Origin of the sequence: Streptomyces sp. SID11385 (assembly GCF_010548245.1) — a bacterium.
Lineage (GTDB): Bacteria > Actinomycetota > Actinomycetes > Streptomycetales > Streptomycetaceae > Streptomyces.
Genome location: NZ_JAAGLR010000799.1, coordinates 1 through 868 on the forward strand (window position 1 = coordinate 1; position 868 = coordinate 868).

At 76.0% G+C, this 868-nt stretch carries 1 protein-coding gene; it reads right to left on the reverse strand.

Features of this window, described 5'->3' with window-relative positions:
- Positions 1-582: TerD family protein (locus G3I42_RS24565; protein WP_164289377.1), on the reverse strand; the 582-nt coding region annotated here is incomplete at its 3' end.
- Positions 583-868: the final 286 nt, after the last annotated feature.

The following is an 868-nucleotide window of genomic DNA, read 5'->3' on the forward strand; positions in this document are numbered from 1 at the left end:
GGCCGCCACGGGCGCGGAGGGGGCGCTCGGCGGGGTGGGAGCGCTCGGCGGTACGGGGGCCTGCGGGGCGGCCGGGGCGGCCTGCGGCTCCTCCTCCACGCTGACCCCGAAGTCCGTCGCGATCCCGGCGAGGCCGTTCGCGTAGCCCTGGCCGACGGCGCGGGCCTTCCAGGCGCCGTTCCTGCGGTACACCTCGACGACGACGAGGGCCGTCTCGGAGCCGAGCTGCGGCGGCGTGAAGGTCGCGAGGACCGCGCCGCTGTCCGCGTCCCGCACGGTCGCGGTGGGCTCGATGCCCTGGAAGGTCTGGCCCGCCGCGTCGGGGCTCGCGGTGACGACGATCTTCTCGATCGCGGCAGGCACGGCACCCGTGTCCACGGTGACCGCGTCGGGCGCCGTGCCGCCGCCGGAGGTGTACGTCACGCCGGGGCCGGAGGGCTGGTTGTAGAAGATGAAGTCGTCGTCCGAGCGCACTTTGCCGTCGGCGGTGAGGAGCAGGCCCGAGACGTCGAGCCGCACCGGAGCGGTCACGTCGACCGCCACGCGGGCGGCGCTGAGGGGAATGTTCGAGCCAGGGGTCATTGCGGTCATGCTCCCCCCAACGAACGACCGCACTTTGCCGTTCCCTTACCCACGATTTTCTCCCCGGACGGCCCAGCACACACGAACCGGCCCTGCGCCCGCGGCCCGTCCGGCGCCTCGGCCCGCGCGCTCACCTCGCGCCCGCACGCTCCCGTACCTCCCGCAGCGCCCCCACGAAGGCCCGCGCCGCGGGGTGCGCCGTGGCGCCCGCGCGGGTCGCGAGGTGGCTGTGGCGGGTGAGGCGGAGCGGCGTGAGGCGTACCCCCGGCGGGGGAGCGGTCGCCGC